Origin of the sequence: Streptomyces sp. CAI-85 (genome assembly GCF_013363615.1) — a bacterium.
In the GTDB taxonomy this organism is placed as follows: domain Bacteria; phylum Actinomycetota; class Actinomycetes; order Streptomycetales; family Streptomycetaceae; genus Streptomyces; species Streptomyces antibioticus_B.
Map to the genome: position 1 here is coordinate 14,456 of NZ_JAANNX010000029.1, position 26,282 is coordinate 40,737.

Annotated in this window: 24 protein-coding genes; 10 read left to right on the forward strand and 14 right to left on the reverse strand. The window is 73.3% G+C overall.

From position 1 onward, the window contains the following. Positions 1–19 precede the first annotated feature (19 nt). Entirely contained in the window at positions 20–1,279 is a 1,260-nt protein-coding gene (locus G6W55_RS25320) for a styrene monooxygenase/indole monooxygenase family protein (RefSeq protein ID WP_175523134.1), read from the forward strand. On the opposite strand, the gene G6W55_RS25325 is transcribed toward G6W55_RS25320, so the two are convergent. The 4 genes from G6W55_RS25325 to G6W55_RS25340 all read right to left on the reverse strand — a co-directional run bounded on the left by G6W55_RS25325 (position 1,246) and on the right by G6W55_RS25340 (position 4,580). Next, positions 1,246–2,451: a C40 family peptidase gene (locus G6W55_RS25325; RefSeq protein WP_175523135.1), complete on the reverse strand. Its 1,206-nt coding sequence runs from the start codon at positions 2,449–2,451 to the stop codon at positions 1,246–1,248. The genes G6W55_RS25320 and G6W55_RS25325 overlap by 34 nt on opposite strands. Positions 2,452–2,566: 115 nt before the next feature. After that, positions 2,567–2,872 carry a hypothetical protein gene (locus G6W55_RS25330; RefSeq protein ID WP_175523136.1) on the reverse strand — a complete coding sequence of 102 codons (306 nt, stop codon included), beginning with the start codon at positions 2,870–2,872 and terminating at the stop codon, positions 2,567–2,569. 14 nt (positions 2,873–2,886) lie between these two features. Then, on the reverse strand, positions 2,887–3,537 hold the full coding sequence (locus G6W55_RS25335) for a TetR/AcrR family transcriptional regulator (protein WP_030784335.1): 651 nt from the start codon (positions 3,535–3,537) through the stop codon (positions 2,887–2,889). Positions 3,538–3,641: 104 nt separating this feature from the next. Beyond that, positions 3,642–4,580, reverse strand: a complete 939-nt coding sequence (locus G6W55_RS25340) for a diiron oxygenase (protein WP_030784337.1) — start codon at positions 4,578–4,580, stop codon at positions 3,642–3,644. Between the two features lie 130 nt (positions 4,581–4,710). Here G6W55_RS25340 and G6W55_RS25345 point away from each other — a divergent pair, with 130 nt between their 5' ends. Then, positions 4,711–5,442: an ADP-ribosylglycohydrolase family protein gene (locus tag G6W55_RS25345; RefSeq protein ID WP_175523137.1), complete on the forward strand. Its 732-nt coding sequence runs from the start codon at positions 4,711–4,713 to the stop codon at positions 5,440–5,442. Further along, the gene (locus G6W55_RS25350) at positions 5,439–5,735 is read left to right on the forward strand and encodes a hypothetical protein (RefSeq protein ID WP_175523138.1); all 297 of its coding nucleotides are present in this window, start codon (positions 5,439–5,441) and stop codon (positions 5,733–5,735) included. Before G6W55_RS25345 ends, G6W55_RS25350 begins: the two co-directional genes overlap by 4 nt. 18 nt (positions 5,736–5,753) lie before the next feature. On the opposite strand, the gene G6W55_RS25355 is transcribed toward G6W55_RS25350, so the two are convergent. The 7 genes from G6W55_RS25355 to G6W55_RS25385 all read right to left on the reverse strand — a co-directional run bounded on the left by G6W55_RS25355 (position 5,754) and on the right by G6W55_RS25385 (position 12,567). Beyond that, a complete protein-coding gene (locus G6W55_RS25355; protein ID WP_175523139.1) occupies positions 5,754–6,257 on the reverse strand; it encodes a DUF3291 domain-containing protein in 504 nt (167 codons plus the stop codon). Between the two features lie 45 nt (positions 6,258–6,302). Continuing rightward, positions 6,303–7,760, reverse strand: coding sequence for a penicillin-binding transpeptidase domain-containing protein (locus G6W55_RS25360; RefSeq protein WP_175523140.1), 1,458 nt, complete (start codon positions 7,758–7,760; stop codon positions 6,303–6,305). A 64-nt stretch (positions 7,761–7,824) separates the two neighbouring features. Then, a complete protein-coding gene (locus tag G6W55_RS25365) occupies positions 7,825–9,210 on the reverse strand; it encodes an FtsW/RodA/SpoVE family cell cycle protein (RefSeq protein ID WP_175523141.1) in 1,386 nt (461 codons plus the stop codon). Between the two features lie 58 nt (positions 9,211–9,268). Beyond that, positions 9,269–9,838: an SH3 domain-containing protein gene (locus tag G6W55_RS25370; protein ID WP_175523142.1), complete on the reverse strand. Its 570-nt coding sequence runs from the start codon at positions 9,836–9,838 to the stop codon at positions 9,269–9,271. Positions 9,839–9,945: 107 nt separating this feature from the next. Beyond that, entirely contained in the window at positions 9,946–11,187 is a 1,242-nt protein-coding gene (locus G6W55_RS25375) for an ATP-binding protein (protein ID WP_175523143.1), read from the reverse strand. Then, on the reverse strand, positions 11,184–11,954 hold the full coding sequence (locus G6W55_RS25380) for a hypothetical protein (RefSeq protein WP_175523144.1): 771 nt from the start codon (positions 11,952–11,954) through the stop codon (positions 11,184–11,186). Before G6W55_RS25380 ends, G6W55_RS25375 begins: the two co-directional genes overlap by 4 nt. A 106-nt stretch (positions 11,955–12,060) precedes the next feature. Beyond that, on the reverse strand, positions 12,061–12,567 hold the full coding sequence (locus tag G6W55_RS25385; protein WP_030784361.1) for a dual specificity protein phosphatase family protein: 507 nt from the start codon (positions 12,565–12,567) through the stop codon (positions 12,061–12,063). Between the two features lie 152 nt (positions 12,568–12,719). Here G6W55_RS25385 and G6W55_RS25390 point away from each other — a divergent pair, with 152 nt between their 5' ends. Beyond that, entirely contained in the window at positions 12,720–13,520 is an 801-nt protein-coding gene (locus G6W55_RS25390) for a nuclease-related domain-containing protein (protein ID WP_175523145.1), read from the forward strand. Between the two features lie 209 nt (positions 13,521–13,729). Here G6W55_RS25390 and ligD read toward each other — a convergent pair whose 3' ends face one another. Next, the gene (gene ligD, locus G6W55_RS25395) at positions 13,730–14,626 is read right to left on the reverse strand and encodes a non-homologous end-joining DNA ligase (protein ID WP_175523146.1); all 897 of its coding nucleotides are present in this window, start codon (positions 14,624–14,626) and stop codon (positions 13,730–13,732) included. 96 nt (positions 14,627–14,722) lie between these two features. Here ligD and G6W55_RS25400 point away from each other — a divergent pair, with 96 nt between their 5' ends. Next, on the forward strand, positions 14,723–15,781 hold the full coding sequence (locus tag G6W55_RS25400; RefSeq protein ID WP_309243815.1) for a Ku protein: 1,059 nt from the start codon (positions 14,723–14,725) through the stop codon (positions 15,779–15,781). A gap of 33 nt (positions 15,782–15,814) precedes the next feature. Here the strand turns inward: G6W55_RS25400 and G6W55_RS25405 are convergent, their stop codons facing one another. Then, entirely contained in the window at positions 15,815–17,155 is a 1,341-nt protein-coding gene (locus tag G6W55_RS25405; protein WP_175523148.1) for an acyltransferase, read from the reverse strand. Between the two features lie 212 nt (positions 17,156–17,367). Here G6W55_RS25405 and G6W55_RS25410 point away from each other — a divergent pair, with 212 nt between their 5' ends. Together G6W55_RS25410 and G6W55_RS39450 are read left to right on the forward strand one after the other, a co-directional pair. Next, entirely contained in the window at positions 17,368–18,615 is a 1,248-nt protein-coding gene (locus G6W55_RS25410; RefSeq protein WP_175523149.1) for an aldehyde dehydrogenase family protein, read from the forward strand. Next, positions 18,612–20,270 (forward strand): thiamine pyrophosphate-binding protein, encoded by a 1,659-nt coding sequence (locus tag G6W55_RS39450; protein ID WP_175523150.1) that lies wholly within the window; start codon positions 18,612–18,614, stop codon positions 20,268–20,270. Before G6W55_RS25410 ends, G6W55_RS39450 begins: the two co-directional genes overlap by 4 nt. Here the strand turns inward: G6W55_RS39450 and G6W55_RS25420 are convergent. Then, a complete protein-coding gene (locus G6W55_RS25420) occupies positions 20,264–20,653 on the reverse strand; it encodes a hypothetical protein (RefSeq protein ID WP_175523151.1) in 390 nt (129 codons plus the stop codon). The genes G6W55_RS39450 and G6W55_RS25420 overlap by 7 nt on opposite strands. Before the next feature lie 224 nt (positions 20,654–20,877). On the opposite strand from G6W55_RS25420, the gene G6W55_RS25425 reads away from it, so the two are divergent. The 3 genes from G6W55_RS25425 (at position 20,878) to pcaB (ending at position 26,279) form a co-directional block, all read left to right on the forward strand. After that, positions 20,878–22,161, forward strand: a complete 1,284-nt coding sequence (locus G6W55_RS25425) for a M48 family metallopeptidase (RefSeq protein WP_175523152.1) — start codon at positions 20,878–20,880, stop codon at positions 22,159–22,161. Positions 22,162–22,824: 663 nt separating this feature from the next. Beyond that, entirely contained in the window at positions 22,825–24,822 is a 1,998-nt protein-coding gene (locus G6W55_RS25430; RefSeq protein WP_375372470.1) for an FAD/NAD(P)-binding protein, read from the forward strand. Continuing rightward, on the forward strand, positions 24,819–26,279 hold the full coding sequence (pcaB, locus tag G6W55_RS25435) for a 3-carboxy-cis,cis-muconate cycloisomerase (RefSeq protein WP_175523153.1): 1,461 nt from the start codon (positions 24,819–24,821) through the stop codon (positions 26,277–26,279). The genes G6W55_RS25430 and pcaB overlap by 4 nt, the downstream gene beginning before the upstream one ends. Positions 26,280–26,282 lie beyond the last annotated feature (3 nt).

The following is a 26,282-nucleotide window of genomic DNA, read 5'->3' on the forward strand; positions in this document are numbered from 1 at the left end:
CCTTAGGAGCCATCCCCGCATGCGGAAGATACTCGTCGTCGGAGCCGGCCAGTCCGGACTCCAGCTCGCCCTCGGCCTCCAGTCGCACGGGTACGAGGTCACCCTGATGTCGAACCGGACGGCGGACGAGATCCGCTCCGGCCGGGTCATGTCGACGCAGTGCATGTTCCACACGGCCCTGGAGCACGAGCGCGCCCTCCAGTTGAACTTCTGGGAGTCCCAGGCCCCGAAGATCCAGGGACTCGGTGTCTCCGTGGCCGCCCCCGGCTCGCACGACCCGGGCCCCACCCAGCGCGCCATCGACTGGCTCGGCCGGCTCGACGGCTTCGCGCAGTCCGTGGACCAGCGGGTGAAGATGGCCGGCTGGATGGAGACCTTCGCCCAGCGCGGCGGCCGGCTCGTCATCCACGGCGCGGCCGTCGGCGACCTCGACTACTTCTCCCGCGCCTACGACCTCGTCCTGGTCTCCGCGGGCAAGGGCGAGCTGGTCTCCATGTTCGCCCGCGACCCCGAGCGCTCCCCGTACACCGCTCCGCAGCGCGCGCTGGCGGTCTCCTACGTGCACGGTCTGGGCCCGCGCCCGGAGCACCCGGACACCGAGGCGGTCCGCTGCAATCTGGTCCCCGGGGTCGGCGAGCTGTTCGTCATGCCGACGTTCACCACGTCCGGCCGCGCCGACATCCTCTTCTGGGAGGGCATACCCGGCGGCCCGCTCGACGTCTTCGACGGCGTCAAGGACCCGGCCGAGCACCTCTCCCTGACCCTGGGACTCATGGAGCGGTTCACGCCCTGGGAGTACGAGCGCGCGCGGGACGTCGAACTCACCGACGCGGGCGGCACGTTGGCCGGACGGTACGCGCCGACCGTGCGCAACCCGGTCGGCCGGCTGCCCGGCGGCGGGCTGGTCCTGGGCGTCGCGGACGTGGTCGTCGCCAACGACCCGATCACCGGCCAGGGCTCCAACTCCGCCTCCAAGTGCGCCGCCGCGTACCTCGCGTCGATCGTGGAGCGGGGCGAGAAGGAGTTCGACGAGGAGTGGATGCGCGCCACCTTCGACCGCTACTGGGACACCGCGCGGCACGTCACCAAGTGGACCAACGCGATGCTGGCGCCGCCGCCGGAGCACATCGTCGACATGCTGGGCGCGGCAGGCCAGTTGCAGCCCGTGGCGGACCGTTTCGCCAACGCCTTCGACGACCCGTCGGACTTCGAGAACTTCTTCTACGAGCCCGAGAAGACGGCCGCCTACCTCGGCGAGGTGGCGGGCGCGGGCGCCTGAGGATCGTCCCGCGGCCGTGGGTCCGGATCAGGCTTCGGATCAGGTTTCGGATCCGGGTCCGGGCGTACGGCCCCCAGCACCGGGTTGGACGCGATCGGTGAGATCTTGACCTGTTCCCCGGTGCGCGGGGCCTGCACCACCATGCCGTCGCCCAGATACAGGGCCACATGCGTGGCCTCGGGGAAGTAGAGCACCAGGTCGCCGGGGCGCAGCCGGTTCAGCGGGATGCGCGGCAGCCGCGCCCACTGCTCCTGGCTGGTGCGCGGGATCGGGGTCCCGGCGTGCCCCCACGCCTCGGAGGTCAGCCCCGAGCAGTCGTACGACGCCGGGCCCTCGGCGCCCCACTCGTACGGCTTCCCGATCTGCTCCACCGCGTAGCGCACGGCCCGGTCGCCCTCCCTCGACGGCGGCCGGTCGTCGTCCAGGTCGCCGGAGGCCATGACCCGCTTCTGCGCCTCGGCGACACCGGCCTGCTCCAGCTCCGCGATCGCGGCGAGCTGGGCGGCGGTGAGGGAGGCGAGGAGCTTCTCGACGTCACCGAGGCGGCGGCGGACGTCGTCGCGCTCCTTCTTCCGCCGTTCCGCCAGGGTGAGCTGGGCGTCGAGCGCGGTGCGGGCCGCGCGGGCCAGTGCGTCGGACCGGCGTTCGCCGCCCTCCAGCCGGTCCACGGTCTCGGCCCGCTCCCGCGCCAGACGCCCGATCACATGCCCTTGTTCCAGGGCGTGTTGGGGGTCGCGGGCGAGCAGCAGGCGGACGTACGGGGAGAGGCCGGTGCTGCCCTGGTACTGCTGGCGGGCCAGCCGGCCGGCCGCGCCCCGGCTCTCGTGCAGCGACAGCCGCGCCTTCGCCAGGGCGGTGTCCAGCCGTTCGGTCTCGGCCCGCTGTTCCTTCAGCTTCTCCTCGGTGGCGTTGTACGCCTCGGTCGCCCGCTCGGCCTCCCGGTACAGCCGCTGAAGCTCCGTCAGCAGCTCGGCCACGGACCGCCCGCCGGGCGCAGCCGCCGTGCCCGCGTCGGGAGGTGCGGTCGTGCCCGCCTCGGGGGGTGCGGTGGCCGACGGTCCGGCCGGTTCCGGTTCCGGTACGGCCACGGCGGCCCCCGGGGCCAGGACCACCTGCGCGGCGAGCGCGGCCGTCACCGCCGTACAGGCCAGACGCAGCAGCCTTTCTGACACGTCATCACCTCCGCCGCGGGGGAGCGGCCCGGCTGGCCCCTCCGTCCCGCAGGGCGAGCATGGGGCGTGCGGGCGCGGTCCGCGCGCCGGGTGTGCGCGCTTCGGCGCAACCGGGTCACCCGTCGGTGTCGTCCCGGCGTTCGTCCGGCGTGGGGGCTTCCGGTTTCGACCACGGCCACCTCAGCCGGCCCGCCGCCTTCCCGGTCGGGTCGAACTCGTACTTCCATCCCCGCGGGAGTCCGAGCCGCTTGCTGTGGCCGCGGGGCACGCGCCGGTAGACCAGCACGGTGGGCGGGCCGCCGGCCGCGTCGGGGACGGGGATGCGGTACGTCTTCGGCGGCTGTCCGGTGGGGCCGGTCAGGACGGACAGGACGCGGCCGTCCATGGGCCCGCCCTCGAAGGGGGTCTCTTCGCTTCTCACGGCACCAGTGTCGATCACAGCTCCGCGGCGAGCGCGCCCCGGATCAGCTCGGCGCACTGCGGGTCCCGGCCCGCGGTCACCGTCAGCAGCGCGACGAACTGCTCCACCAGCCAGTCCCGCAGCTCGTCGGCGGGCGGCTGGCGGTCCTCGTCGAGCCAGATCAGGGAGGCCGCCTCGACCGCGGTGATCCACATGCGGACGGTCATCCGCAGCCGGGGCCCGGGCTCGTCGACGCCGAGGTGGGCGTAGATGTGCTCGGCGGCGGCGCGCCGGGTGCCGTCCACGATGGCGGTGGTGTGCGAGGTCTCCACCACGCTGCCGCCCTGGAGGAGGGCGGCGAAGCCGGCGTCGTGCCGCCGGACGAACACGAGGTAGCGGTCCAGGGCGCGGCCGAGCCGGGGGAGGAGGGGGCCCTCGCGGGGCTCGTCGAAGCACTGCCGCAGTTCCTCGGCGGCGGAGCGCAGTGCCGCCTCGTAGAGCTGCTGCTTGCCGCCGGGGAAGTACCGGTAGACCAGCGGCCGGGAGACCCCGGCGGCCTCCGCCACGTCGTCCAGCGAGACGTCCTCCGGGACGCGGATCGCGAAGAGGGACAGCGCGACGTCGAGCAACTGGCTGCGGCGCTCCTCCACGCTGAGCCGACGGTAGGCGGGTGCGGCGGGGGTCATGACGTGCAGCGTAATCGCCCCGCCCGCCGCTCGCGCCCGGTCCGCGCGGCCGGGGGCGTCCTTCGGCCCCCGGGTGCGGTGCCGGCCCGGCGGACCGCGCACGGTCAGGCCAGCAGTCCCGACGACTTCCACAGGCGGCGGCCGACGCCGCGCATCACGCCGATGTCGTCCAGGAAGTCCGTCAGCCGCTTGGCGCCGGTCTGCATCACCTCGCGGCGGTGCCCGCTGGCCTTCACCTGGGCCTGGGCCTCGCGCTTGTCCAGGCCGACGTTCGTGTACACGTCGGGGTTGACGAAGGCGACCGAGAAGACGCGCGCGAACTCGCCGGAGGTGACCCGGGTGAACTCCTGCGACCACCTCGGGGCGGTCACCATCTGGCGGCGCAGCTCCTCACGGGCGTAGCGCACATGCCGGGCCTCCTCGACGACATGGATCCGGGTGACCCCGCGGACCAGGGTCTGGACCCGCTCGTCCGGGAAGGTCAGCCGCTGCATCCAGTCGAGGATCTCCTCGCCGAGCAGGGTCGCGGTGAAGGAGCCGGGGGTGGTGGAGATCGTCTTGAAAACGCGGCCGAGCTGCTGGTGCGCGCGGCTCACCGGGTACCAGGGGGTGTCACCCTGGGCGATCAGCCGGGCGAACATCTTCGAGTGCCGGCACTCGTCCTCGATCTCGGTCAGCGCGTACCGCACGTGCGCGCTGGTCGCCGACTTGTCGTAGATGTGCCGGACCAGGAGCTGCATCAGGATGATCTCGAACCAGATGCCCAGCGAGGCCAGCGCGGCCGCCTCGTGCTGGGACAGCAGGATCCGCTGCTCCTCGCTCATCCGCTTCCACATCGGGGTGTCGTAGAGCGACACGAGTTCCGGCGGCCAGAACCACTTGCCGTCCTCGAAGGGGGCGTCCCAGTCGAGTTCCTTGTCCGGGTCGAAGGAGTGCTTGGCGGAGGAGGCGAGCAGCCGCTCGGCCACCTCTTCCCGGTCCTTGAGCAGGCCCAGCGCGTCCCGCAGCCCTTCCAGTGCGTCTGCATCCGTGAGGGTCGTCATGGCTCTTATGAGACTGCTTGTCAGTAAGCCCGTCAATCCCCGTGCGCGGACTTCTCACTTCCTCCCCTCCCTTCGCACGCCCGTGCGAGACTGACCGCGTCCGGAGACGCCGTCGGGGGAAGGGGGCCGCGTGGACCCCGCCACCACCGCCCGCCGCAGCCTGGAGGGCCTGTCCCTCGGGGACGCCTTCGGCGAACGCTGGTTCCCCCTGTTCCGCCCACCACGCCAGGCGTACGCCGAGATCCGAGCCCGCCGCACCCCGCCCGAGCCCCACTGGTACTGGACCGACGACACGGCGATGGCTCTCGGGGTCCTACGGGTTCTCGACGGCCACGGCGAGATCCGGCGCACGTTGCTCCGACTCCACCGGGAGCCTGACTTCTGGTTCCAGTTGGTCTGTGAGCTGTTCGGGGGTGGAGGCAGCGCCGGAAAAGGGGAGGCGATGCGCGTGGCGCCGTCGGGCGCCTGGTTCCACACCTGCCCCGACCGGGTTGCGGAACAGACCGTCCGTTCCACCGAGGTCACCCACGCCCACCCGGAGGACCTCAAAGTGAGGCTCACGGCGGCCTCCGTCCGACGGGAACCGACCCTGGAAGCGGTGACCACAGGCACCCCCGACAGTACGGTCCGGGAGGGCCCCGTCCGCGCCGACGACACCGTCCCCTTCGCCCTCTGGTGTGCCGCCCGGCATTCCGGTGACCTGGTTTCCGCCCTGTGGGCCGCCGCCGAGGGTCTCGGGGACGTCGACACCGCGTGTGCGATCGCCGGTGGTGTCGTGGCGGCGCGTACCGGTGTCGAGGGGGTGCCGGGGGTCTGGCTGGAGCGGCGGGAGGCGTTGGCCGGTGTCGGGGGGCGGGCGTGACGGGCGGGGCGGGTCCGGTCGCCGCGCTGCGGGTGACCAACCGTGGACAGGAACTTCTGGAGCTGATCCTCGAACCGTACGGCAGCGACCACTGGCTGCGGCCCGGGGAGACCTTCGTGATCTGGGCGCTCACCGCCGAGGACGCGGGCCTCTTCGAGGTGGACCACGAGCCCGGCACGGTCACCGTGTGGGCCCCGTCGCACGCGTTCGTCGGGGACGAGGACGGCGAGGAGATCGACTGCGGCCACCGGCGCCCGTCGCCGTCCGGTCTCTTCCGGCTTCCGTTGCCGTGACGGTCGGAGGGGCAACTCCTAGACGGAGCAGCCCAGTTCCTGCGGGGCCGTGAAGGCGACCGGGTCCGCGCCGCCGGGCGGGAAGGACGTGCGCAGGGTGAAGGCGTACGGGGCCGGGCCGTGGGCCCGCAGGTGCAGCAGACGCGCCTCGGCCTCCGCGACCGTCGGGCGATGGCCCGCCGGCACCCACCACAGGGCCGTCATCGCCTCCCGCACCCGCTCGAACCACTCCCGGCGCCGGGCCAGCATCTCGCGGTGCCGGCCCTGGTACATGTACGCGGTCAGCGCGTCGGTGTCCCGCCACACCGACATGTTGACGATCAGCCAGTCGTCCCCGAAGACCGGGACGTCGGTGGCGTCACCGCCCTCCGACTGGAGCCGCCACACGAACCCGGCGGCGGCGTCCGCGTCCGCGTTCACCGGACCGAGGGCGTCGACGAAATCCTTCAACTCGGGCGAGTCCAGAGGGAACTTGAGGCGGGCGATGTTGACCTGGGCGAGTTCGAGGCGGGCATCAGTCATGCGCGCACCGTAGGACGCTCCTGACCGCCCCGTGAACCCCCCGTCTCACGGGCTGAGCACCGCCTCCATCACCGCCCGGGCGATCGGCGCCGCGACCCCGCCCCCGGTGATGTCCCCGCGGCGCGCCGACGCGTCCTCCACCACCACCGCGACCGCCACCCCCGGCTCGAACTCCCGCTCGCCCTGCGCCCACGACACGAACCAGGCGTACGGCGTGCCCGCGTTGCCGACCCCGTGCTGGGCGGTGCCGGTCTTGCCGCCGACGACCGCGCCGGGGATCGCCGCGTTCGTCCCGGTGCCCTCGCGCACCACGTTCTCCATCAGCTCCCGCATCCGCCGCGCCGTGGACGGCAGCATCGCCTGCCGCGCCGGACGCGGCCCGGCCGAGGCCACCGTCGCCCCGCCCCGCCGGGTGGTCCGCTCCACCAGGTACGGATCCCGCAGCAGCCCCCCGTTGGCCACCGCCGCCGACACCATCGCCATCTGCAACGGCGTCGCCCGCGTGTTGTACTGCCCGATCGACGACAGCGCCAACTGCGCCCGGTCCAGCGAGGTGTCGAAGGTGCTCGTGGCGGCCGTGTACGGGATCCGCAGATCGGCCCGGTTGAAGCCGAACGCCTCCGCCGTCCGCGTCATCCGGGCCAGCCCCACGTCCACCCCGAGCTTGGCGAACACCGTGTTGCACGACCACTCGAACGCCACCCGCAGCGGAGCGTCCCGGCAGCCCTCGCCCTCGTTCGTCAGCCGCGTCCTGGTCCCCGGCAGGGTGTACGGCGCGGGGGAGAGCGTCGGTTCGTCCAGATCCCGGATCACCCCCGCGTCCAGCGCCGCCGCCGCGGTGACCACCTTGAAGGTCGACCCCGGCGGATACGTCTGCCGGACCGCCCGGTTGAGCATCGGCTGGTCCGGATCGCCGTTCAGCCGCGCCCAGGCCCGCTCGGCCCCGGCGTCGTTCCCGGACAGCACCGACGGGTCGTACGACGGACTCGACACCAGCGCCAGGATCCGCCCCGTCGCCGGTTCCACCGCCGCGACCGCGCCCTTGCGGCCGTGCAGCCCCTCGTACGCGGCACGCTGGGCCCGCTCGTCGAGGGTGGTGACGACGTGCCCGCCGGCCGGGCGGCCCCGGGTCATGTCGTTCCACAGCGGGAACGGCGCGAGCAGCGGATCGGTGCCCGAGAGCACCCCGTCCTCGGTGTGCTCCAGGAACGTCGTCCCGTACTCCTGCGAGGCGAAGCCGGTCACCGGCGCGTACAAAGGCCCGTCGCGGTACGTCCGTTCGAAGCGCAACTGCTCACCGGTGTCCCGGGAGCCGGTCACCGCGGCGCCGCCCACCAGGATGTCCCCGCGGGGCTGGCCGTAACGGGCGATGGAGTCCCGCCGGTTGGCCGGGTTGCCGTCGTAGACACCGGACCGCACCACCTGCACCCGCAGCGCGTTGACCAGCAGGGCCACCAGCAGCAGCGCGCAGAAGAAGGCCGCGTGCCGGATGTGCCGGGTCACCGGGCCGCCCCGGACGTCACGACCACCCCGGACGTCGAAGGGGCCGTACCGGCCGCCCGGCCGCTCATGGCGCCGCCTTCCCGTCGTGCTGCCGTCGCGCCGAGTCGCTCACCCGGATCAGCAGCGCCACGATCGCCCAGTTGGTGACCACCGAGGAGCCGCCCTGCGCCAGGAACGGCATCGCCATCCCGGTCAGCGGGATCAGCCCGGTCACCCCGCCCGCGATCACGAACACCTGGAGCGCCACGATCGAGGCGAGCCCGACCGCCAGCAGCCGCCCGAACGGGTCACGCAGGGCCAGCCCCGCCCGGAAGCCGCGCTCGACCAGCAGCCCGTACAGCAGGAAGAGCGCCGACAGCCCGGCCAGGCCCAGTTCCTCGCCCGCCGTCGCCAGGATGAAGTCCGACTTCACGGCGAAGCCGATGAGATGCGAGTGGCCGAGACCGAGACCGGTGCCGAAGGTGCCGCCCGCCGCGAAGGAGAACAGCGACTGGGCGAGCTGGTTGGGGCCGAGTCCCGCCTCGATCGAGGCGAACGGATGCAGCCAGTCCTCGATCCGGCCGTGGACGTGCGGCTCCAGCCGGCCCACGGCGACCGCGCCCAGCGACGCCAGCAGCAGCCCCACCGCGATCCAGCCGGTGCGGCCCGTGGCGACGTACAGCATGACCACGAAGAGCCCGAAGAACAGCAGCGAGGTGCCGAGGTCCCGCTCCAGCACCAGCACGCCCACGCTCAGCAGCCAGATCGCCACGATCGGGCCGAGCACCCGGCCGGTCGGCAGTTGCACGCACCAGAACCTGCGGCCCGCGTACGCCAGCGCCGTGCGGTTCGCCGCCAGGTACGCCGCGAAGAACACCGCGAGCAGCACCTTCGCGAACTCGCCCGGCTGGATGGAGAATCCGGCGATCCTGATCCAGATCCGGGCGCCGTTCACGGCCGGGAAGAGGATCGGCAGGGTGAGCAGGGCGAGCGCCGCCACCACGCACACGTACGCGTACCGCTGGAGCACCCGGTGGTCCCGCAGCGCCGCCACGACCAGGATGAACAGCGTGACGCCGAGGGTGGACCACACCAGTTGGGTGGGCGCCCCCCGGTCGCCCGGCGTCTCCAGGTCCAGCCGGTAGATCAGCACCAGGCCGATCCCGTTGAGCAGCACGCCGATGGGCAGCAGCAGCGGATCGGCGTACGGGGCGCGCAGCCGTACGGCTGCGTGGGCCAGCAGCGCCAGCACGCCGAGCCCGGCGCCGTAGCCGGCGGCGCCGGGCGGGACCGTGCCGGTCCTGGCGAGCCCGACCGCGCAGTAGCCGTACACCGACAGCAGGACGGCCAGGACGATCAGGGACAGCTCGATGCCCCGGCGCCGGGGGAGGCGGACCGGGGCGGCGGGCGCGTCGGCCGCCGCCACCGTGATCCGCGCACCGGTCCCGGCGCCCACTCCGGCTCGCGTCATGTCCGGAACCTACCCAAATGGGGCTCCTTGTGACCTCGGCCTGGGGGCGGATGGACGGTCAGCACCAGCGCGGCGCCTCACCGATGTTGTCGATGTACCGCGCCGAGCCCCAGGCCCAGGTGCCGTCCGTGAGGAGGTACCAGAGGGGGTTGCCCTGGACGTTCTGACCGGGCGTCTTGCAGAAGATCCGCACGACGTCGCCGCGGTGGACGACCCGGATCACCTGGCTGTTGCGGGTCGGACGGCTGCGCAGCAGGAGCTGGTCGGCGGTGACACGGCCACGGTAGAGGCGCTGGTTGTTGCCGCCGTTACCGCCGTTGCCGCCCTGGCTCTGCCAGTTGCCGCTGTTCCCGTTGCCGCCGTTCCCGCCGTTCCCGCCTTGATTCTGGAAGTTGCCGCCCTGGCCTTGGGTGTTACCGCCACCGGAGCTGTTGCCGTTGCCGTTGCCGTTCCCATTGCCGTTCCCGTTGCCCCACTGGCTGGAGCTGTTCCCGCTCCCGCTCCCGTTCCCATTGCCGTTCCCGTCCCGGTCGGAGGCGACGGCGGGGGCGACGGCGGCGGAGGCGGCGAGCGTGGCGGCGGCGGTGACTATGGCGAGCCGGGCGAGGGCGGAGCGGCGCAGAGACATGGCGATACCTCCGTACAGGGATCGAAACTGACTAATCGCCACATTAGGAGCGCGGCCGGGCTGTCGCCCGTCACGCTGGGCCATAGGTGCTCAGGCCCCCGGCCGGGCTAGTCCGACGGCAGGGTGAGCGTCGCGACCGCCCCGCCGTCCGCCGCGTCGGTGAACGTCAGCCGCGCGCCCAGCACCTCCGCCTGTCCGACCGCGATGGTCAGCCCCAGCCCGTGCCCCTTCGCCCCGCCCTCGGTCCTGAACCGCTGCGGCCCGTGCGCGAGGAGGTACTCCGGATAGCCGTCCCCGTGGTCCCGTACGGTGACCACCGTGCCGTCCACGGTCAGCTCCACCGGCGCCCGCCCGTGCCGGTGCGCGTTGGCGACCAGATTGCCGAGCACCCGTTCGAGCCGCCGCCGGTCGGTCTCCACCCGCGCGTCCCGTACGACCCGGACCTCGGTGTCCGTGCCCGAGGCCCGCACCACCCGCCGGGCCAGCGCGCCCAGCTCCTCCGCGTCCAGCTCGACGCGTTCGCGCCCGGTGTCCAGCCGGGAGATCTCCAGCAGGTCCTCGGTCAGGGTGCGCAGCGCGGCCACCCGGTCGCGCACCAGCTCCGTCGGCCGGCCCGGCGGCAGCAGCTCGGCCGCCGCGTGCAGCCCGGTCAGCGGGGTGCGCAGCTCATGGGCGACATCGGCGGTGAAGCGCTGCTCGCTCAGCAGCTTGCCCTGGAGCGTGGCCGCCATGGTGTCGAGGGCGGCGGCGACCGCGGCCACCTCGTCCTGCGGCCGGCCGGTGTCCTTCGCGCGGGGGTCGTCCACCCGGGCGTCCAGGTCGCCCGCGCTGATCCGCCGGGCGACCTGTGCCGTGGTGTGCAGCCGCCGGGTCACCCGGGTCACCGCGAACGCGCCGACCAGCAGCGTCGCCCCGATCGCCAGGCCCGACGACCACAGGATCGCCCGGTCGAGCCCCTCGATGGTGCGGGCGCTCTGGGCGTAGTCCACCTGGACGGCGAGCGTCCGGCCGCCGTCCACCGGACCGGCCGCCCACATCGTGGGCCGTCCCCGGTGATCGGCGACGACCGTGCCGCGCTCCCCGGACAGCGCCAGCGCGCGCAGCGAGGCGGGCAGCCCCGGCGGGTCGAGGCCGGCGCCCGGGGCGAGGGTCTCCCCGGCCTCGAACGCCGTCGTCGCGTCGTCCAGCCGGGCCAGCGCGAGATCGCGGGCCTGGCCGACGGTCTGGTTGGTCACCGAGACGTGCACGAGGACGCCGAGCAGGGCGGCCAGCGCGCAGCACATCACCGTGATGAACAGGGCGGCCTTCACGGCGAGCGTGCCGGACCACCCGGGCAGCGCGAGCCTCATCGGCCGCTCGCGGAGCCGGAGGGCGAGGGGGCGGCGGAGGACCCCTTGGGGCGCGGGGACCGCTGGTGGCCGCCGGTCCGCAGCATCTCGTCGTGGGTGAGCAGCATCGCCCGCTGCTGCGGGTCCCAGGTCCACTGGAGCCGGTACTCGTACCCGGCGACCTCCGAGGGGGCCCGGATGATCACGGACCGTCCGGCCAGCTCGACCCCGCTGACGGCGTCCTCGTAGGCCATGACCTCGACGAGCCGGTCGCCCCGCACGGTGTAGACGCGCACGGCGGTCAGGTTGCCGGGGAGCTTCCGGAAGCCGAGGGTGAGGTCGTCGCGGCCGTCGCCGGTGAGATCGCGGTAGTAGGCCCGCAGCACCGGACAGCGCTCCCGCCCCCGGTCCCCGGAGTCGCCCGACCCGTCCTCGCCGGCGCGTCCGCAGTCGGCCATCCGCCGGGCGGTCTCGGCGTACGTGCCGTCGGCGTACTCGTCCGGGTGGGCGGAGATCTCCTTCGCCACCACCCGCACCGGGTCGACCGCGCGGATGTCGCCGCCGGGCACGGTGACGCCCTTGATCACCTTGGTGTCGACCTCGCCCAGTTCGAAGGCGGGACTGGAGGCGGGGGTCAGTTCCGGCCAGAGCTTGTCGGGGGCGGCGGCGGTCGGGGTGGCCCCCGCGCCCTCCAGCCCGCCGGCGTCACCGCAGGCCGCGGCGGCCGGGGCCAGCAGGGCGACGGCCACTGCGGCGAGGGCGGTACGGACGGGGCGACGGGGTGGCACGGGACTCCTGTGATGCAGGGTGTTGCGGGGCCCCGTACACCTTATTCGTAGGGAAGTCCTTTTTGCGTACCGGGCGGGAGCGGGTCGATGAAACGATTGTTCACGGTCACTCGGCCAGTTCCTCCAGCAGCCTGGCCGTCGGCAGTCCCGCCCGCAGGTACGCGACGAACAGCTCGTTGTGCAGGGCCCACGGCGAGCGCCGCGACCGTATCAGCCGGATCGCCTCGTCGGCCGAGTGCCCCCGGCGGGCCAGGGTGTGCGCCACCACCAGCGCCGACCGGTTGTACCCGCTGTAACAGCGGACCAGGACCGTGCGCCCCGCGTCCAGCGCGTCGCCCGCGGCCTGCGCCAGCCGGATCACCCCGGCGAGCTGGGTGCCGTCCAGCGGACCGTCCGGAATCGGCCACACATGGTGCTCCACCCCGGGATCCGGCCCGTACCCGGGCAGCCGCAGCAGTGTCTGGACGAGATCGAACTCGTCCCGCACCACGGCGGACTCCCGCTGCCCGGTCCGGCCGCGGAACTCATGACCGCCCATCCACAGACCGGGCACGATCTCGTCCCACGGCCTTCCGGGCGCCGGTACGTCGGGCTGCTTCCTGCGGGTCCGCAACAGCGCCTCCCCAACGCGCTCCCCGAGGGCCTGCAACATGCGCAACGTGCTCAACGTGCTTCTGGAGGAACTTCCCAACTCCGCCCGGACGTAACCGCCTTCTTGCCCCTGGAGCGCCCCTCCTGGTCCCATGGTCAAAGGGGTGATGACGCATGACCGGACTGCGCGTCGTACCGACCTGGCGGCATGGCCAGGAGCGGCTGTACGTCTGTCTCACCGACGGCAGGAACATCGCCTGGTACGACCGTGAGGCGGCCCGGGTCAACCTGCTCCGCGACGACCGCAGGGAGGACGTCCTCGAAGCCCTGGGCCCCTTCCTGACCGGCCCCGTCGCGGTGGGCCCGCCCCCGGTGCCGACCCCGGCGGAACTGGCCCGGCTCGCCCTCCCGCCCGACGACGACCTCGCCCCCAACCGCCCCGGCGAGGCCCTCCTGATCGCCCTGGACCGCGACCCCGGCCCCGCCCACCGCCTCCGCACCGACCCGCGCCGCCGCGCCCTGGCCGCCGAACAGACCGTCGGGGAGGCCCTGGACGCCCTCGACGGCGCCGGCTGGCACACCCTCCACTCCGTCCCGCTGCCCGGCGGCGACCGCGTCCACCATCTGGCCATCGGCCCCGGCGGCCTCCTCGCGGTCCACTCCCTCCAGGCCCGCAAGCAGCGCGTCCGCGTGGCCGACCCCCTGATAGCCGTCGGCCGCCGCGATCCGGAACCCCTGCTCCGCCGGCTCCGCACCACGGCCGACCGCGCCTCCCACGCCCTGACGGCCGAGGTCCGCCCGATCCTGGCCCTGGTCTCCCCGACGGAGGTCGTGCTCACCACGGCCCCCCGAGAGGTCCGCATCCTCACCGACCTGGACCTCCCGTCCCTCACCCGCCTGGGCGGAGTCCTGAAACCGGCGGACGTGGAGGGCCTGCACGCGATGGCACGGGACCGCAGAACGTGGGGCAAGTGAGCCAAGCAGCCCGTTCGACCTCACGCGGACCTCGTCCGATCCCACCAGCCCGTCCGGCGTTTGAGGACGAGGCCCGTTCAGGGCCGAAGCGGGGGCCGGGGCGGCAGCCCCCGAAGCACGGGGTCGAAGGGGCAGCGCCCCTGGAGGACGGGACGGGTAGGGGCGGCGGGGGCGAGAAAAAAAAGGCCCGCCCGGAAAGAAGCCCCACTTCACGGCCCCGGCACCGGCGCCGCCCGATCCACATCCAGCAACGGCGCCAACAGATCCCCGTACTCATGCACCCGCCCCACCACATCCCCCGCCCCCAGCACCAACCGCCCCGGCCCCCGGAACTCGGTCACCTCCGCCACCTCCTCCCACGTCACCGGCGCGGACACCGTCGGCTCCTCCCGCGCCCGCAACGTATAAGGCGCCGCCGTCGTCTTCCGCGCCGCGTTCTGACTCCAGTCGACGAACACCTTCCCCGCCCGCAGACTCCGCGTCATCCGCGACACCACCAGCCCCGCCAACGCCCCCTCCGCCTCCACGGCCAGCTCCTTCGCGTACTCCGTGACCCGCTCGGACGACGCCCCCCGCACCGCCGCCAGCAGATGCAGCCCCTTCGCCCCGGACGTCTTCGCGTACGCCTCGATCCCGTCGGCCGCCAGCCGCTCCCGCAGCCACAACGCGACCTCGCTGCACTCCACGACCGTCGCCGGCGCCCCCGGATCGAGGTCGAAGACAAGCCGGTCGGCCTGCCCGGGATCCTGGATCACCCACTGGGGCGTATGGAACTCGGTGACCAGGTTCGCCGCCCACACCAGCGTCGCCAGATCCTGCACGAGCACCATCCGCGCCGGCCCCTCCGACCGTGGCACCTCGGCGGTGGTGACCCAGTCGGGCGTCCCGGGCGGCACGTTCTTGGCGAAGAACACCTGCCCGTCCGGCCCGTCCGGATAGCGCAGGAAGGACAGCGGACGGTCGCGCAGATGGGGCAGCAGGACGTCGGCCACGCTCGCGTAGTAGTGCAGCACCTCACCCTTGGTGAACCCGGTGGCCGGATACAGCACCTTCTCCAGATTGCTGAGCGCGAGCCTCCGCCCCTCCACCTCTGTGATCGGCGTCATACCATGAGAATCACACGAAACCGGTACATGACGCCCGATGTGTCCTCGACCTGTCCTCGTCGACCGGACAGCCGCCCGCACAGGAGGAAGCCGCACGTGCGATCCATTTGGAACGGCGCCATCTCCTTCGGCCTCGTCAGCATCCCGATCAAGCTGGTGAACGCCACCGAGAACCACACGATCTCCTTCCGCCAGATCCACACCGAGGACGGCGGCCGCATCCGCTACCGCAAGGTGTGCGAACTGGAGGACCGCGAGGTCAGCTCCGCGGAGATCGGCAAGGGGTGGGAGGACGCCGACGGGTCGATCATCCCGATCACCGAGGAGGACCTGTCCCATCTGCCGATCCCCACCGCGAAGACGATCGAGATCGTCGCCTTCGTGCCGGCCGAGCGGATCGATCCGCTCCAGATGGACGCGGCGTACTACCTCCAGGCGGGCGGCGCCCCCGCGGCGAAGCCGTACACCCTGCTCCGGGAGGCGCTGAAGCGCAGCAACAAGGTCGCCATCGCGAAGTACGCCCTGCGCGGCCGGGAGCGGCTCGGCATGCTGCGGGTGGTCGGCGACGCGATCGCCATGCACGGCCTGCTCTGGCCCGACGAGGTCCGCGCCCCCGAGGGTGTCGCCCCGGACGCCTCGGTGACCGTACGCGACAAGGAACTCGACCTGGCGGACGCCCTGATGGACACCCTCGGCGAGGTCGACCTGGACGATCTGCACGACGAGTACCGGGAGGCGGTCGAGGAACTCGTCGCCGCGAAGGCGGCCGGCGAGGAACCCCCGGAGGCCCCCGCGCCCCCGTCCGGCGGCAAGGTCCTGGACCTGATGGCGGCGCTGGAGAGCAGTGTGCGGGCGGCGAAGGAGTCGCGGGGCGAGGGGCCCGCCAAGGACAAGGACAAGGAGGCGGAGGTCAGATCCCTCCCGCAGCGCAAGCAGTCGTCCCGCGCGACCCCCAAGCAGACGGACACGAAGAAGTCGACGTCCGCCGGCACCCAGCCCCGCAAGGCGGCGGCGAAGAGCACGTCCGCCACGAAGAAGACGACGGCGAAGAAGACGACGGCGAAGAAGACGGCGGCCAAGAAGACGACCGCCAAGCAGGCGACGGCGAAGAAGACGACCGCGAAGAAGACGGCGGCCCGCAAACGCACGGCATGACCCGGACCGCAGCCCGGCCACGGACCCGGCGCGTCACACGGCCCCCACCCGCGCCGCCCTCCCCCCGCTCTTCTCGTCGCCCCGCTCCTGACGGCGCCCGCCCGGGTCCGCCACGAGCGCCACCCCCACCGCCAGCCCCACGGCGGCCGCCCAGGGGAACCGCCCCTCGTGGGCGAACCCGTGCCCGGCGAAGTAGGCCAACGCCCAGGCGCTGACCGCGACCCCCGCCCACACCCGCCAGGCACCGGACCCCCGCACCGCCGCACCGGGACGGACACGCGCCGCGGTGAGTGCCAGCCGCCGTTCCAGCGGCCGCAGCGCCCGCACGAGCAACCCCAGCACCAGCCCCAGCAGCACCAGCCAGGGCACCCGCAGCAGCCACCAGCCCGCCGAGCCGTACGGCGGCTGCGGCGCGAGCCCGGTGAGATAGAACGCGGCGGCGACGACGAGCACGGGCAGCATGTGCCACAGGTACAGCGTCATGCTGGCGGCCCCCAGCCCCCGCACGGCCCGCCCCACCTTGGCCCGCCCGACCATCCGCCGTACGAGGGGCGCGACCAGCAGCGCCAGCCCCACCTGGGCGACGGCCCAGGCCAGCATGGCCGCCGACGGGGGAGTGGTGTTGCTCAGCTCCTCACCGCTCACCAGGATCAGACTGACCGGAAACGGCCCGACCCCGACGAGCAGGGCGAACGCCACGCCACCCCCGACCGCCATCCCGGCCGGCACCAGCGGCCCCCGCCCGACCAGCCGGTCCCGCCAGCAGAACCCCAGTTGATAGACGACCCCCCACACCAGCAGATAGTTGACCGCCCCGACAACTCCCGCCCCCGCACCGGACGTCGCGGCCACCAGCCAGCTCACCCCCAGCGCGCCCACCCCGCCCACGACCGGCACGACGAGCCCGCCCCGGCGGTGCAGCGCGTACAGCACGGGCGTCAGCGCGCTGAGCAGCAGGTAGACCGGCAGGAACCAGAACTGCATGGCCATGGCCCACCCCACGAGCGCGATCGTCCCGGGGTCCACCCCGACCGCCAGACAGATCCCGAGGGCGACGAGCACCAGCCCGCTGTACACGGCCGTGGGCAGCAGCAGCCGTATCGCCCGCTGTCCCACCCACCCGGCGGCCGTCCCGCCGGCGGCCCGCGCCCGCTCCCAGGACCCGCCCGCCGCGTACCCGCCCGCGAGGAAGAACAGCGGCATGATCTGAAACCCGAGCGTCAGCCACTGCGTCCACGGCACGGCCACCAGCAACTCCGGCGCACGGATCGTCCCGTCCGGCAGCCGCACCAGCCCGGTGATCAGCCAGTGCCCCGCGACGACGAGCAGGATCGCCCAGGCCCGCAGAAAGTCGACGTACCGGTCCCGATTCATGCCCGCAGCCTGTCCGTCTCCCCACCTCCTCCAAGCCCCCATCGCCTTGTCGCAACCAACCCGTGCCCGTTACGACACCGGCCGCCCGGCACCGGAGCGTGCGTGGACCCGACACCTGCCGGGTACATCACGCCCACGGCACACCCCCACGGCATAACCACCGGATACCGGCCACCCCCGGCGAGCACACCCGTCCGAGGCCAGGAGGAACCATGCCCGAGCCGCACGTCATGGACCACGCGAGCCAGCCGCCCCCTCCGGACCCCGCAACGGCGATCCTCCTGCGCAACCGCTCCGAACTCCTCGCCGCGCTGGAGTCCGTGACCACGAGGGCGGCCGCCGTCGCCGAGTTCGACAGCGCCCTCGCCGCACTGCGCGGCGCCCGCGCCGAGACGGACGCCCACCGCCCGCGCACGATCACGGAACTGGGCGTCTTCCTCCCCTCCAACAACATCCTCTACTCGTACGTCCTGTTCGGCCTGATCCCGAGCGGTTTCGCGGGGCACATCGTGATGCGGCCGTCCCGCAGGGTGGGGGAGGAGTCGCGGCGGATCCACCGCGTCATCACCTCCGACCCGGCCTTCCGGGACGCCCACCCCGCCGGCATCGAGCTGACCGACATGACGCAGCGTCAGTTCATCGCCAGGTGCGCACAGGCGGAGGCCGTGGTCTTCAACGGCCGCCCGGAGAACGCCCGAGAGGTCGGCACAACCCTCCCGCACCGCACCCTCCTCCTGGCCTTCGGCTCCGGCCCGAACCCGATCGTCGTCGGTCCGGAGGCCGAACTCGCGTCCACCGCAAGGGACATCGTCCGCACCCGCACCCACAACTCCGGCCAGGACTGCCTCTGCCCGGACGTCGTCCTCGCGCACGACTCCATCGCGGACGACCTGGTGACGGCCCTGCGCGAAGCGCTCCGCTCGACGGCCGTGGGCCCCCTGTCCGACCCGGCCACGACGGTCGGCCCCCTGTGCTATCCGGACGCCGTACGCCAGGCGGCGGCCTTCCTCGACGCCCACCGCGACCACATCAGGGAGGGCGGCCGCGTGGACCACCGCACCGGCCTGGTCACCCCCACCCTCCTGGACCTGACCTGGGACGACTCCTTCTTACCCCCGGAGTTCTTCGCCCCGGTCGTCTGCGTGATGCGCTACGGCACCGCCACGGACGTCTCCCGCTGGCTGCACACCCCGGCGGAACAGCGCAGAGGCATGTACGTCTCGGTGTACGGCGAGCCGAAGCTCCAAGCGCGGACGACCCCATCGGGAACGCCCCGGATAGCCACCGCCGTGTCCCTGGACTCCCGCACCGCCCTGGACGCCGAGAACGGCAACGAACCCCTCGGCGGCTACGGCCCGGACGCCGGCCACGTCCGCACCCACGGCACCGTCACGGCACGCCCGCTGCTCCTCTCGGCCGAACTGGGCAGGCCCGGCACCGAGACGGGGGCAGCGCAGTGACCGACCTCCTCACCTGCTGGGCGGCCGTCGCCCACACCCTCGCCGCGGGCGGTGTACGCCGTGTCTTCGGTCTCCCCTCCGACGAACCGGGCCTGCTGGACGCCGCGTCGGCCGTCCCCGGCCTCGACGTCACGGTCATCGGCGACCAGCGCACGGCCGCCTGCGCGGCCACCGGCTACGCCCTCACCGCCCGCGAACCCACCGTCCTGGCCCTCAACTCCGGCCCCAGCTTCGCCAACGCGCTGCCCGGACTGCTGGAGGCGTCCTCCCTCGCCGTACCCCTGGTGGTGATCACGACCGCCGTGCCGAAGGAGAACGTCGGCCGCGGCGCGTTCCAGTACGTGGACCAGCTCTCCATGATCCGGGACCTGGCCGGCTGGGCCCACCGCGTGGACGACCCCGAGCAGCTCACCTGGGCCGTACGCCAGGCGATCCACCGCGCGCTGAACGGCCGCCCGGACCTGACGGCCCTGGAGATCACGGACGAGGTGACGAGAGCGGACCAGCCGCCACCGCCCGTGATCCGCCCGGTACGCCGCCTCCGCACCCTCCCCTCACCGGCGGACCTGGACGAGGCGGCCGAGACCCTGCGCACCGCGCGGCGCCCCCTGATCGTGGCGGGCGGCGGCACCCGCTGGCCGCACGACATCGAGGGCGTGGAGGAACTGGCCGACCTCCTGGAGGCCCCCGTCTTCACCACGGCGGCCGGCCGCGGAGCCGTGGACGAACGCCATCCGCGCGCCTTCGGCCTCCTGGGCCTCTACACCACACCCCCGGCGACGGACCTCCTGGAGACGTCGGACACCCTTCTCCTCCTCGGCACCCGCCTGGAGGAGACGGCCCGCATGGGCTGGACGAACTGGCGCACGGCGACGGTCGTCCAGGCCGACACCTCTCCCGCGGCCTTCGGCGAGGGCAGCCCGACGGTGACCCACCCGCTGCTGGGAGAAGCGCAGTCGACGGTCCGGGAACTGACGAGACGCCTGACCGCCGCCCCCGGAAAGGCGAAGGCGGAGTGGTCGGCCGCACAGCACCACGTCTCAGAGGCCCAACACGCCACCACAGAAACGGACTTCGGCCGCTCCCCGGTCCGCTCGACCCTTCACCACATCTCCCGTGTCCTGGGCCCGCACACCCTTCTCGTGCAGGAGAACGGCCTGCACGACATCTGGACCTACCACTACCCGGTCCTCACGGTCGCCCACGGCGCCCGTCCGGTCTGCCCCGGCGAACAGACGATGATGGGCTTCGGACTGGGCGCCTCCATCGGCGCGGCCCTGGCCCGCCCGGGCGAACCGGTCGTCCTGGTCACGGGCGACAGCGCGCTCCGCCTGAGCGTCGGCGCTCTGGACGCCCTCCACCACCACGCCCTGGGCGTGATCGTCGTCGTCCTGGACAACGAGGGCTTCGGCTGGCCCCGACGCCTCCGCGCGGGCACCCCCGGCCCGCACATCTCCACGACCTGGCGCTCCACCCCGGCGGACGACCTGGCCAGGGCCTTCGGCGGACACGGCATCACCGCACCCGACGAAGAGACCCTGACCGCAGCCCTGCGGGAGGCTCAATTCCGCTCCGGATCAGGCAAGTTCACCCTGATCAGGGTCCAAGTCCCGGACGACGACGTCCCGGCAGGAATCGCGTCCTCGGGCTACTGACCGGCGGGGCAGGTGGAACTGCTGGAGATCTTGATGCCGTTGACGCGGTAGCCGTCGGCGAACACGGTCTGGGAGTTCGGCGGCAGACAGATCGACCCCCCGCTCTGGAGCCGCAGGAACACCACGTCGTCGTTCCGGGTGTTCAGGACGCCGTAGTGCGGCCGGGGCGTGACCGCCTGATAGCCGCTGGTGACGTCCTTGTACTTCGACAGCACCCGGCCCGCGAGCAAGTCGTCGTTGTCCGCGTAGAAACAGACGTACGGATACGGGCACCCCTGAGTGGGCCCCTCCGCATGCGCCGCGGACGCCCCGGTCAAGGACGTGGCGGCGACGAACAGGCCGACCCCGGCGAATCCGGCGGCCTTCCGAACAGCGGATCTCATAAATCCCCCATAACTCATCGGACGGTGAAGACGGTGGCTGGTCGACCACCACCCCCTACACGCACCGCACCACCCCCTCGGTTCTGCGCGGTCGATTGCGGCGTGATCACGGTTCGTCCGATCCGGACGACCCCGTCTTCACTGTGGCCCGGCCATGTGATCAGATCTGCGCGTACCAGCAGGTAGCGGCTCTGGGGAGAGGCCGCGGAGGAGGGGAAAGCGCCATGCCCGCCGTCGCCCGAGAGACGACACAGCCGTGCCCGGAATGCGGCGCGGAGATCCGTGGCGACAGCCGGTTCACCGTCTGGTGCGCCGCCTGCGACTGGAACGTGGACCCCGGGGAACCGCAGCCGGCCGGAGGACGGCTGGAGCGGGTCGAGCGCGCCCTGGCCCGACGCCACGGCGAGCAGTTGCTCGCCGAGATGCTGAGCGGCCGGGAATCGCAGCCGCGACGCGACGCCGACGCCGTGCTGGCCACCGCACTGGCCCTGGCCGTGCACGGCGTCACCCTCGCGCTGGTCGTCGGCGGAATCTGGGGCGTCATGGCGGACTGGGGCGGCGGCCCGTGGATCGGTTTCATACTTCTTGTGCTGGGATTGGGTCTCGCCCCGCGGCCCAGCCGTCTGCCCACCGACATACCCGTCCTCTTGCGGACCGACGCGCCCGAACTCTTCGCCCTGGTGGACGAGGTGGCGGCGGCCGTCGGCACCCGGAGCGTGCACGCGATCGCCGTGGACGGGAGCATCAACGCCGCCGTCACGACGTACGGGGTACGCGGCCGACGGCTGCTGGTGCTGGGCATCCCGCTGTGGGAGGTGCTGAGCCCCGAGGAGCGGATCGCGCTCCTCGGCCACGAACTGGCCCACTACGCCAACGGCGACACCCGCAACGGCCTCGTGGTGGGCTCGGCGGTGCGCAGCCTCGCCCTCTGCCACCACGCCCTCCAGCCGATCCAGCACCCGTCCGCGATCGAGATGGTCGTCAACGTCGTCTACGTGGTGCCGCGCCTGCTGCTCCGGGGCCTGCTGGTGCTGCTCCTGCGGCTGACCTCGCGGGCCGGGACGCGAGCCGAGTACCTCGCCGACCGGCTGGCCGCCCGCACCGCCTCCACCGAGGCGGCGGTGGGCCTCATGGACCGCCTGCTCATCGTCGGCCCGCTCGAAGTCCTGCTGCGCAGCGAGATCAACCGCGCCACCCTCGGCGGACCGCGATCCGCCCGTGAGGCCGCGTCCCGAGCCGACGAGATCTGGGACCGCCTCGCCGCCTACGCGGCGTCCGTCCCGGAGCACGAGTACGAGCGCCAGCGCCGCGCCGGAGCCCGCCGGGGCCACCAGGTGGACGCCACCCACCCGCCGACCCATCTGCGCCGCACCTGCCTCCTCACCGGCACTCCGCTGACGGCCGCCCTGACCCCCGACCCCGACCGGACCGCCCGGCTGGCCGAGGAACTCGCCCCGTCGCGCACCGAGGTGGCCAAGAACCTGCTCCGTGACGGCCTCGGAGGCTGAGTCCCCTTTTCCAAGCTCCGGGCGGTGACATCAACAGGGCGGCGGATCACCCCCTTCTGCGCCCATCCGTCCGGCTTTACATCCCTCGCTTCCCGGCAGTGCGCCTATCCGAGGGATTGACTGCCTTGTCCGTGGCGGGGCGGCCTTCACATAGTTGCTGTCATGTCAGAGCGGCGTTCCGCGAACGGCCGTGACAACAGTCCTTTCCACGGGGGGAAACCGATGGCGCTCCGGGAGTCCGGCCGCGGTCGGCGCGATGTCGCCGCAGCGGCCGACGCTGCCACGCTGAGGGCTTCGGCACGTGGCGCGGAAGAGTGTTCCGTCCGTGCGGACGTGATCCAGAACCTCATCCCCAGCCCTCTCCGCTAAGTCCGGACAGGTACGGGTCCAGGCGCTTCGGCGTCTGCCCTCCTCCGCCGCCGTAGAGGCGCATTCCCGCACCCGGGGTCCTCGGCCGCCGTGGCCCGCCCCGTGAGGGTGCCGGTCCGCGACGTCGTGACCGCGCCCCCGGCTTCCTTCGGCCTTCCCCCGGTCCGCCGGTGTTCCGGCGTCGTCCGCGGCCCCGTCCGCCGATCCGTGCCCCCGTGCACCCGGTCCGGGCCGCAGGGCCGGTTTCCCCTTCCCGCTTCCCTCGTCCCCTCCACCGTCGAGCGGAGAACACTCGTGAAGAGCAGTACGTCGTCCATGGCCATCGTCGGGGCCGGTCCCCGTGGGCTCTCGGTGCTGGAGCGCCTGATCGCCCAGGAGCGGAAGTCCCCGTCCGCCGGCCGCATCACGGTCCACGTCGTCGACCCGTATCCGCCGGGACCCGGCCGGGTGTGGCGCACCGACCAGTCCCGGGAGCTGCTGATGAACACCGTGGCCTCCCAGGTCACCGTGTTCGCCGACGCCAGCGTGAACCTGGTGGGGCCGGTCGAGGACGGGCCGAGTCTGTACGAATGGGCCCGGGACGTGGCGTCCGGCACGGTCCCCGTTCCCGAGGAGGCCCTCGCGGAGGCCCGCCGCCTCGGCCCGGACACCTACCCCACCCGCGCGTTCTACGGGCACTACCTGGACCGGGTGTTCCGCACGCTGGTCGCGCAGGCGCCCGGGCATCTGGAGATCCGGGTCCACCGGGAGTACGCGGTCGCGCTGGACGACGAGGCCGGTGCGCACGGCGGACTCCAGACCCTGCTGCTCGCCGACGGCACCCGTCTGTCGGGCCTGGACGCGGTGGTGCTGACGCAGGGGCACGTCCCGGTGCGGGCCACCGCGCAGGAGGAGCGGCTCGGCGCCTTCGCCGCCGAACACGGTCTGGTGTACCTCGCCCCGGCGAACCCGGCCGACACGGATCACTCCCGGATCGGGCCGGGCGAGAGCGTCGTACTGCGCGGCCTCGGTCTCAACTTCTTCGACCACATGGCCCTGTTGACCGCCGGGCGGGGCGGCTCGTTCGAGCGGGTGGACGGCCGGCTGGTCTACCGCCCGTCCGGGTGGGAGCCGCGCATCCTCGCCGGATCGCGGCGCGGTGTGCCGTACCACGCCCGGGGCGAGAACGAGAAGGGCGCCTACGGCCGCCACCGGCCCAGGCTGCTGACGGTGGAGAAGACCGACGAACTGCGGGCGCTCGCGGCCGACGGCGAGTGGATCCGGTTCAGCACCCACCTGTGGCCCCTGATCGCCGCCGAGGTGGAGAGCGTGTACTACGCCGCCCTGCTGGCCGGCCGGGTCGACGCGGCCGAACTGACGGCCTTCACCGACCGCTACCTGAAGGCCGCGGACTCGGCGGCCGGCTCGTTGGCCGGCTCCCCGGCCGACTCTACGGCCGACAAGGCCCGGCTGCTCGACGCCGTGGGGGTCCCCGCGGCCGAGCGCTGGGACTGGGACCGGATCGCCGAGCCGTACCGGGAGCGGGAGTTCGCCGACGCCGACGACTTCCGCACCTGGCTCCTGGAGCATCTGCGCCAGGACGTCGTCGAGGCCGAGCTGGGCAACGTCAGCGGCCCGCTCAAGGCCGCCCTCGACGTGCTGCGCGATCTGCGCAACGAGATCCGGCTCGCCGTCGACCACGGCGGGCTGGAGGCCAACTCCCACCGGAACGAGCTGGAGCACTGGTACACCCCGCTCAACGCCTTCCTGTCGATCGGCCCGCCCGCCTCCCGGATCGAGGAGCTGATCGCCCTGGTGGAGGCCGGCACGGTCGAGATCGTCGGGCCCGGCATGGTCGTCGAGGCGGTCACGGACGGCGGCGCCGCGTTCGAGGTCGGCTCCCGCCGGATACCGGGGCCGCGGCACCGGGCCGGCGTGCTGATCGAGGCCCGGCTGCCCGAGCCGGACCTGCGCCGCACCGACGACCGGCTGATGCGCCATCTGCTGACGACCGGACAGTACGTGCCCTACCGGATCCTCGGGGAGTGCGGCAGCGAGTACGAGACCGGTGCCGTCGCCGTGTCCGGCCGGCCGCACCACCCGGTCGACGCCGAGGGCCGCGCCCATCCGCGCCGGTTCGTGCACGGTGTCCCGACCGAGTCGGTGCACTGGGTCACCGCGGCCGGCATCCGGCCGGGCGTCGGCTCGGTCACCGTCGAGGACTCCGACGCGATCGCCGCCGCCGTACTGAGCCTGCTGGCGGACGACACCCGCGCGGACGCCCGCGCCGACGCGGGGGAGGCCGTGGCATGAACGACCGCGACATCGACCACGGGGACATCGACCACCGGGACATCGACGCGGGGCTGCTCTCCCCCGTGCGCGCCGGTACGCCCGTGGAGGCGGCCACCGGGGACCGGGCCTGGCTCCAGGCCATGCTCGACGCCGAGGCGGCCCTGGCCAGGGCCCAGGCCCGGCTGGGCACGCTGCCTGCGTCCGCCGCCGCCACGATCAGCTCCGCCGCGCGCGCCGAGCGCCTGGACGTCCGGGCGCTGGCCCTGGCCGCCCGGGAGACCGCCAATCCGGTGGTCGGCCTGGTCCAGGCGTTCACCGCCGTCGTCGCCGAGGACGACCCGTCGGCCGCCGAGTACGTCCACCGCGGCTCCACCAGTCAGGACATCCTCGACACGGGGGCCATGCTGGTCGCCGCCCGGGCACTGCGGCTGGTCCTCGCCGACCTGCACCGCACGGCCGACGCGCTGGCCGGGCTCGCCCGAGAGCACCGCGACACCCCGATGGCCGGCCGCACGCTCACCCTGCACGCCGTGCCCACCACCTTCGGCCTCAAGGCGGCGGGCTGGCGCGCGCTGGTGCTGGCGTCCGCCGAGCGCCTGGAACGGGTCCTGGCCCACGGGCTGCCGGTGGCGCTCGGCGGCGCCGCCGGCACGCTGGCCGGGTATCTGGAGTACGCGAAGGTCGACGGCGGTGTCCCCGACGAGGGGCTCGGCGACTACCTCGACCGGCTCACCGCGGCCTACGCGGAGGAGACGGGGCTCGCCCGGCCGGTCCTGCCGTGGCACGCGCTGCGCACCCCGCTCGCCGACCTGGCCGCCGCGCTGTCCCACACCGCGGCGGCCCTCGGGAAGCTCGCCGTGGACGTGCAGGTCCTGGCCCGCACCGAGGTGGCGGAGGTCTGCGAACCGGCACCGGCGGGCCGCGGGGCGTCGTCCGCCATGCCGCACAAGCGCAACCCGGTGCTCGCGACGCTGATCCGCTCCGCCGCGCTACAGGTCCCCGTCCTGGCGGCCGGCCTCACCCAGTGCCTGACCACCGAGGACGAGCGGTCCGGCGGGGCCTGGCACGCCGAGTGGCTGCTGCTGCGCGAGTGCCTGCGGCTGGCGGGCGGCGCCGCCCACACCGCGGTGGAGCTGGCCGAGGGGCTCACCGTCCGGCCGGAACGGATGCGCGCCAACCTTGCTCTGACGGGCGGTCAGCTCGTCACGGAGCGGCTCACCGCCGTCCTCGCGCCCCGGATCGGCAAGGCGACCGCCCGCCGGTGCCTCACCCTGGCCTCCGTCCTGGCCGACCGCGAGGGCCGCCCCCTGGCCGAGATCCTCACCGAACTGCCCGAGCTGAAGGACGCCTTCGGCGACGGTGAACTCGCCGGCCTGCTGGACCCCGACGGCTACACCGGGGCCGCGGGGCTGCTCGTCGACCGCGCCCTCGACCGCGCCCCGGCCTCCCGCACCGCCCCTCCGAGAAAGGCGTGAACC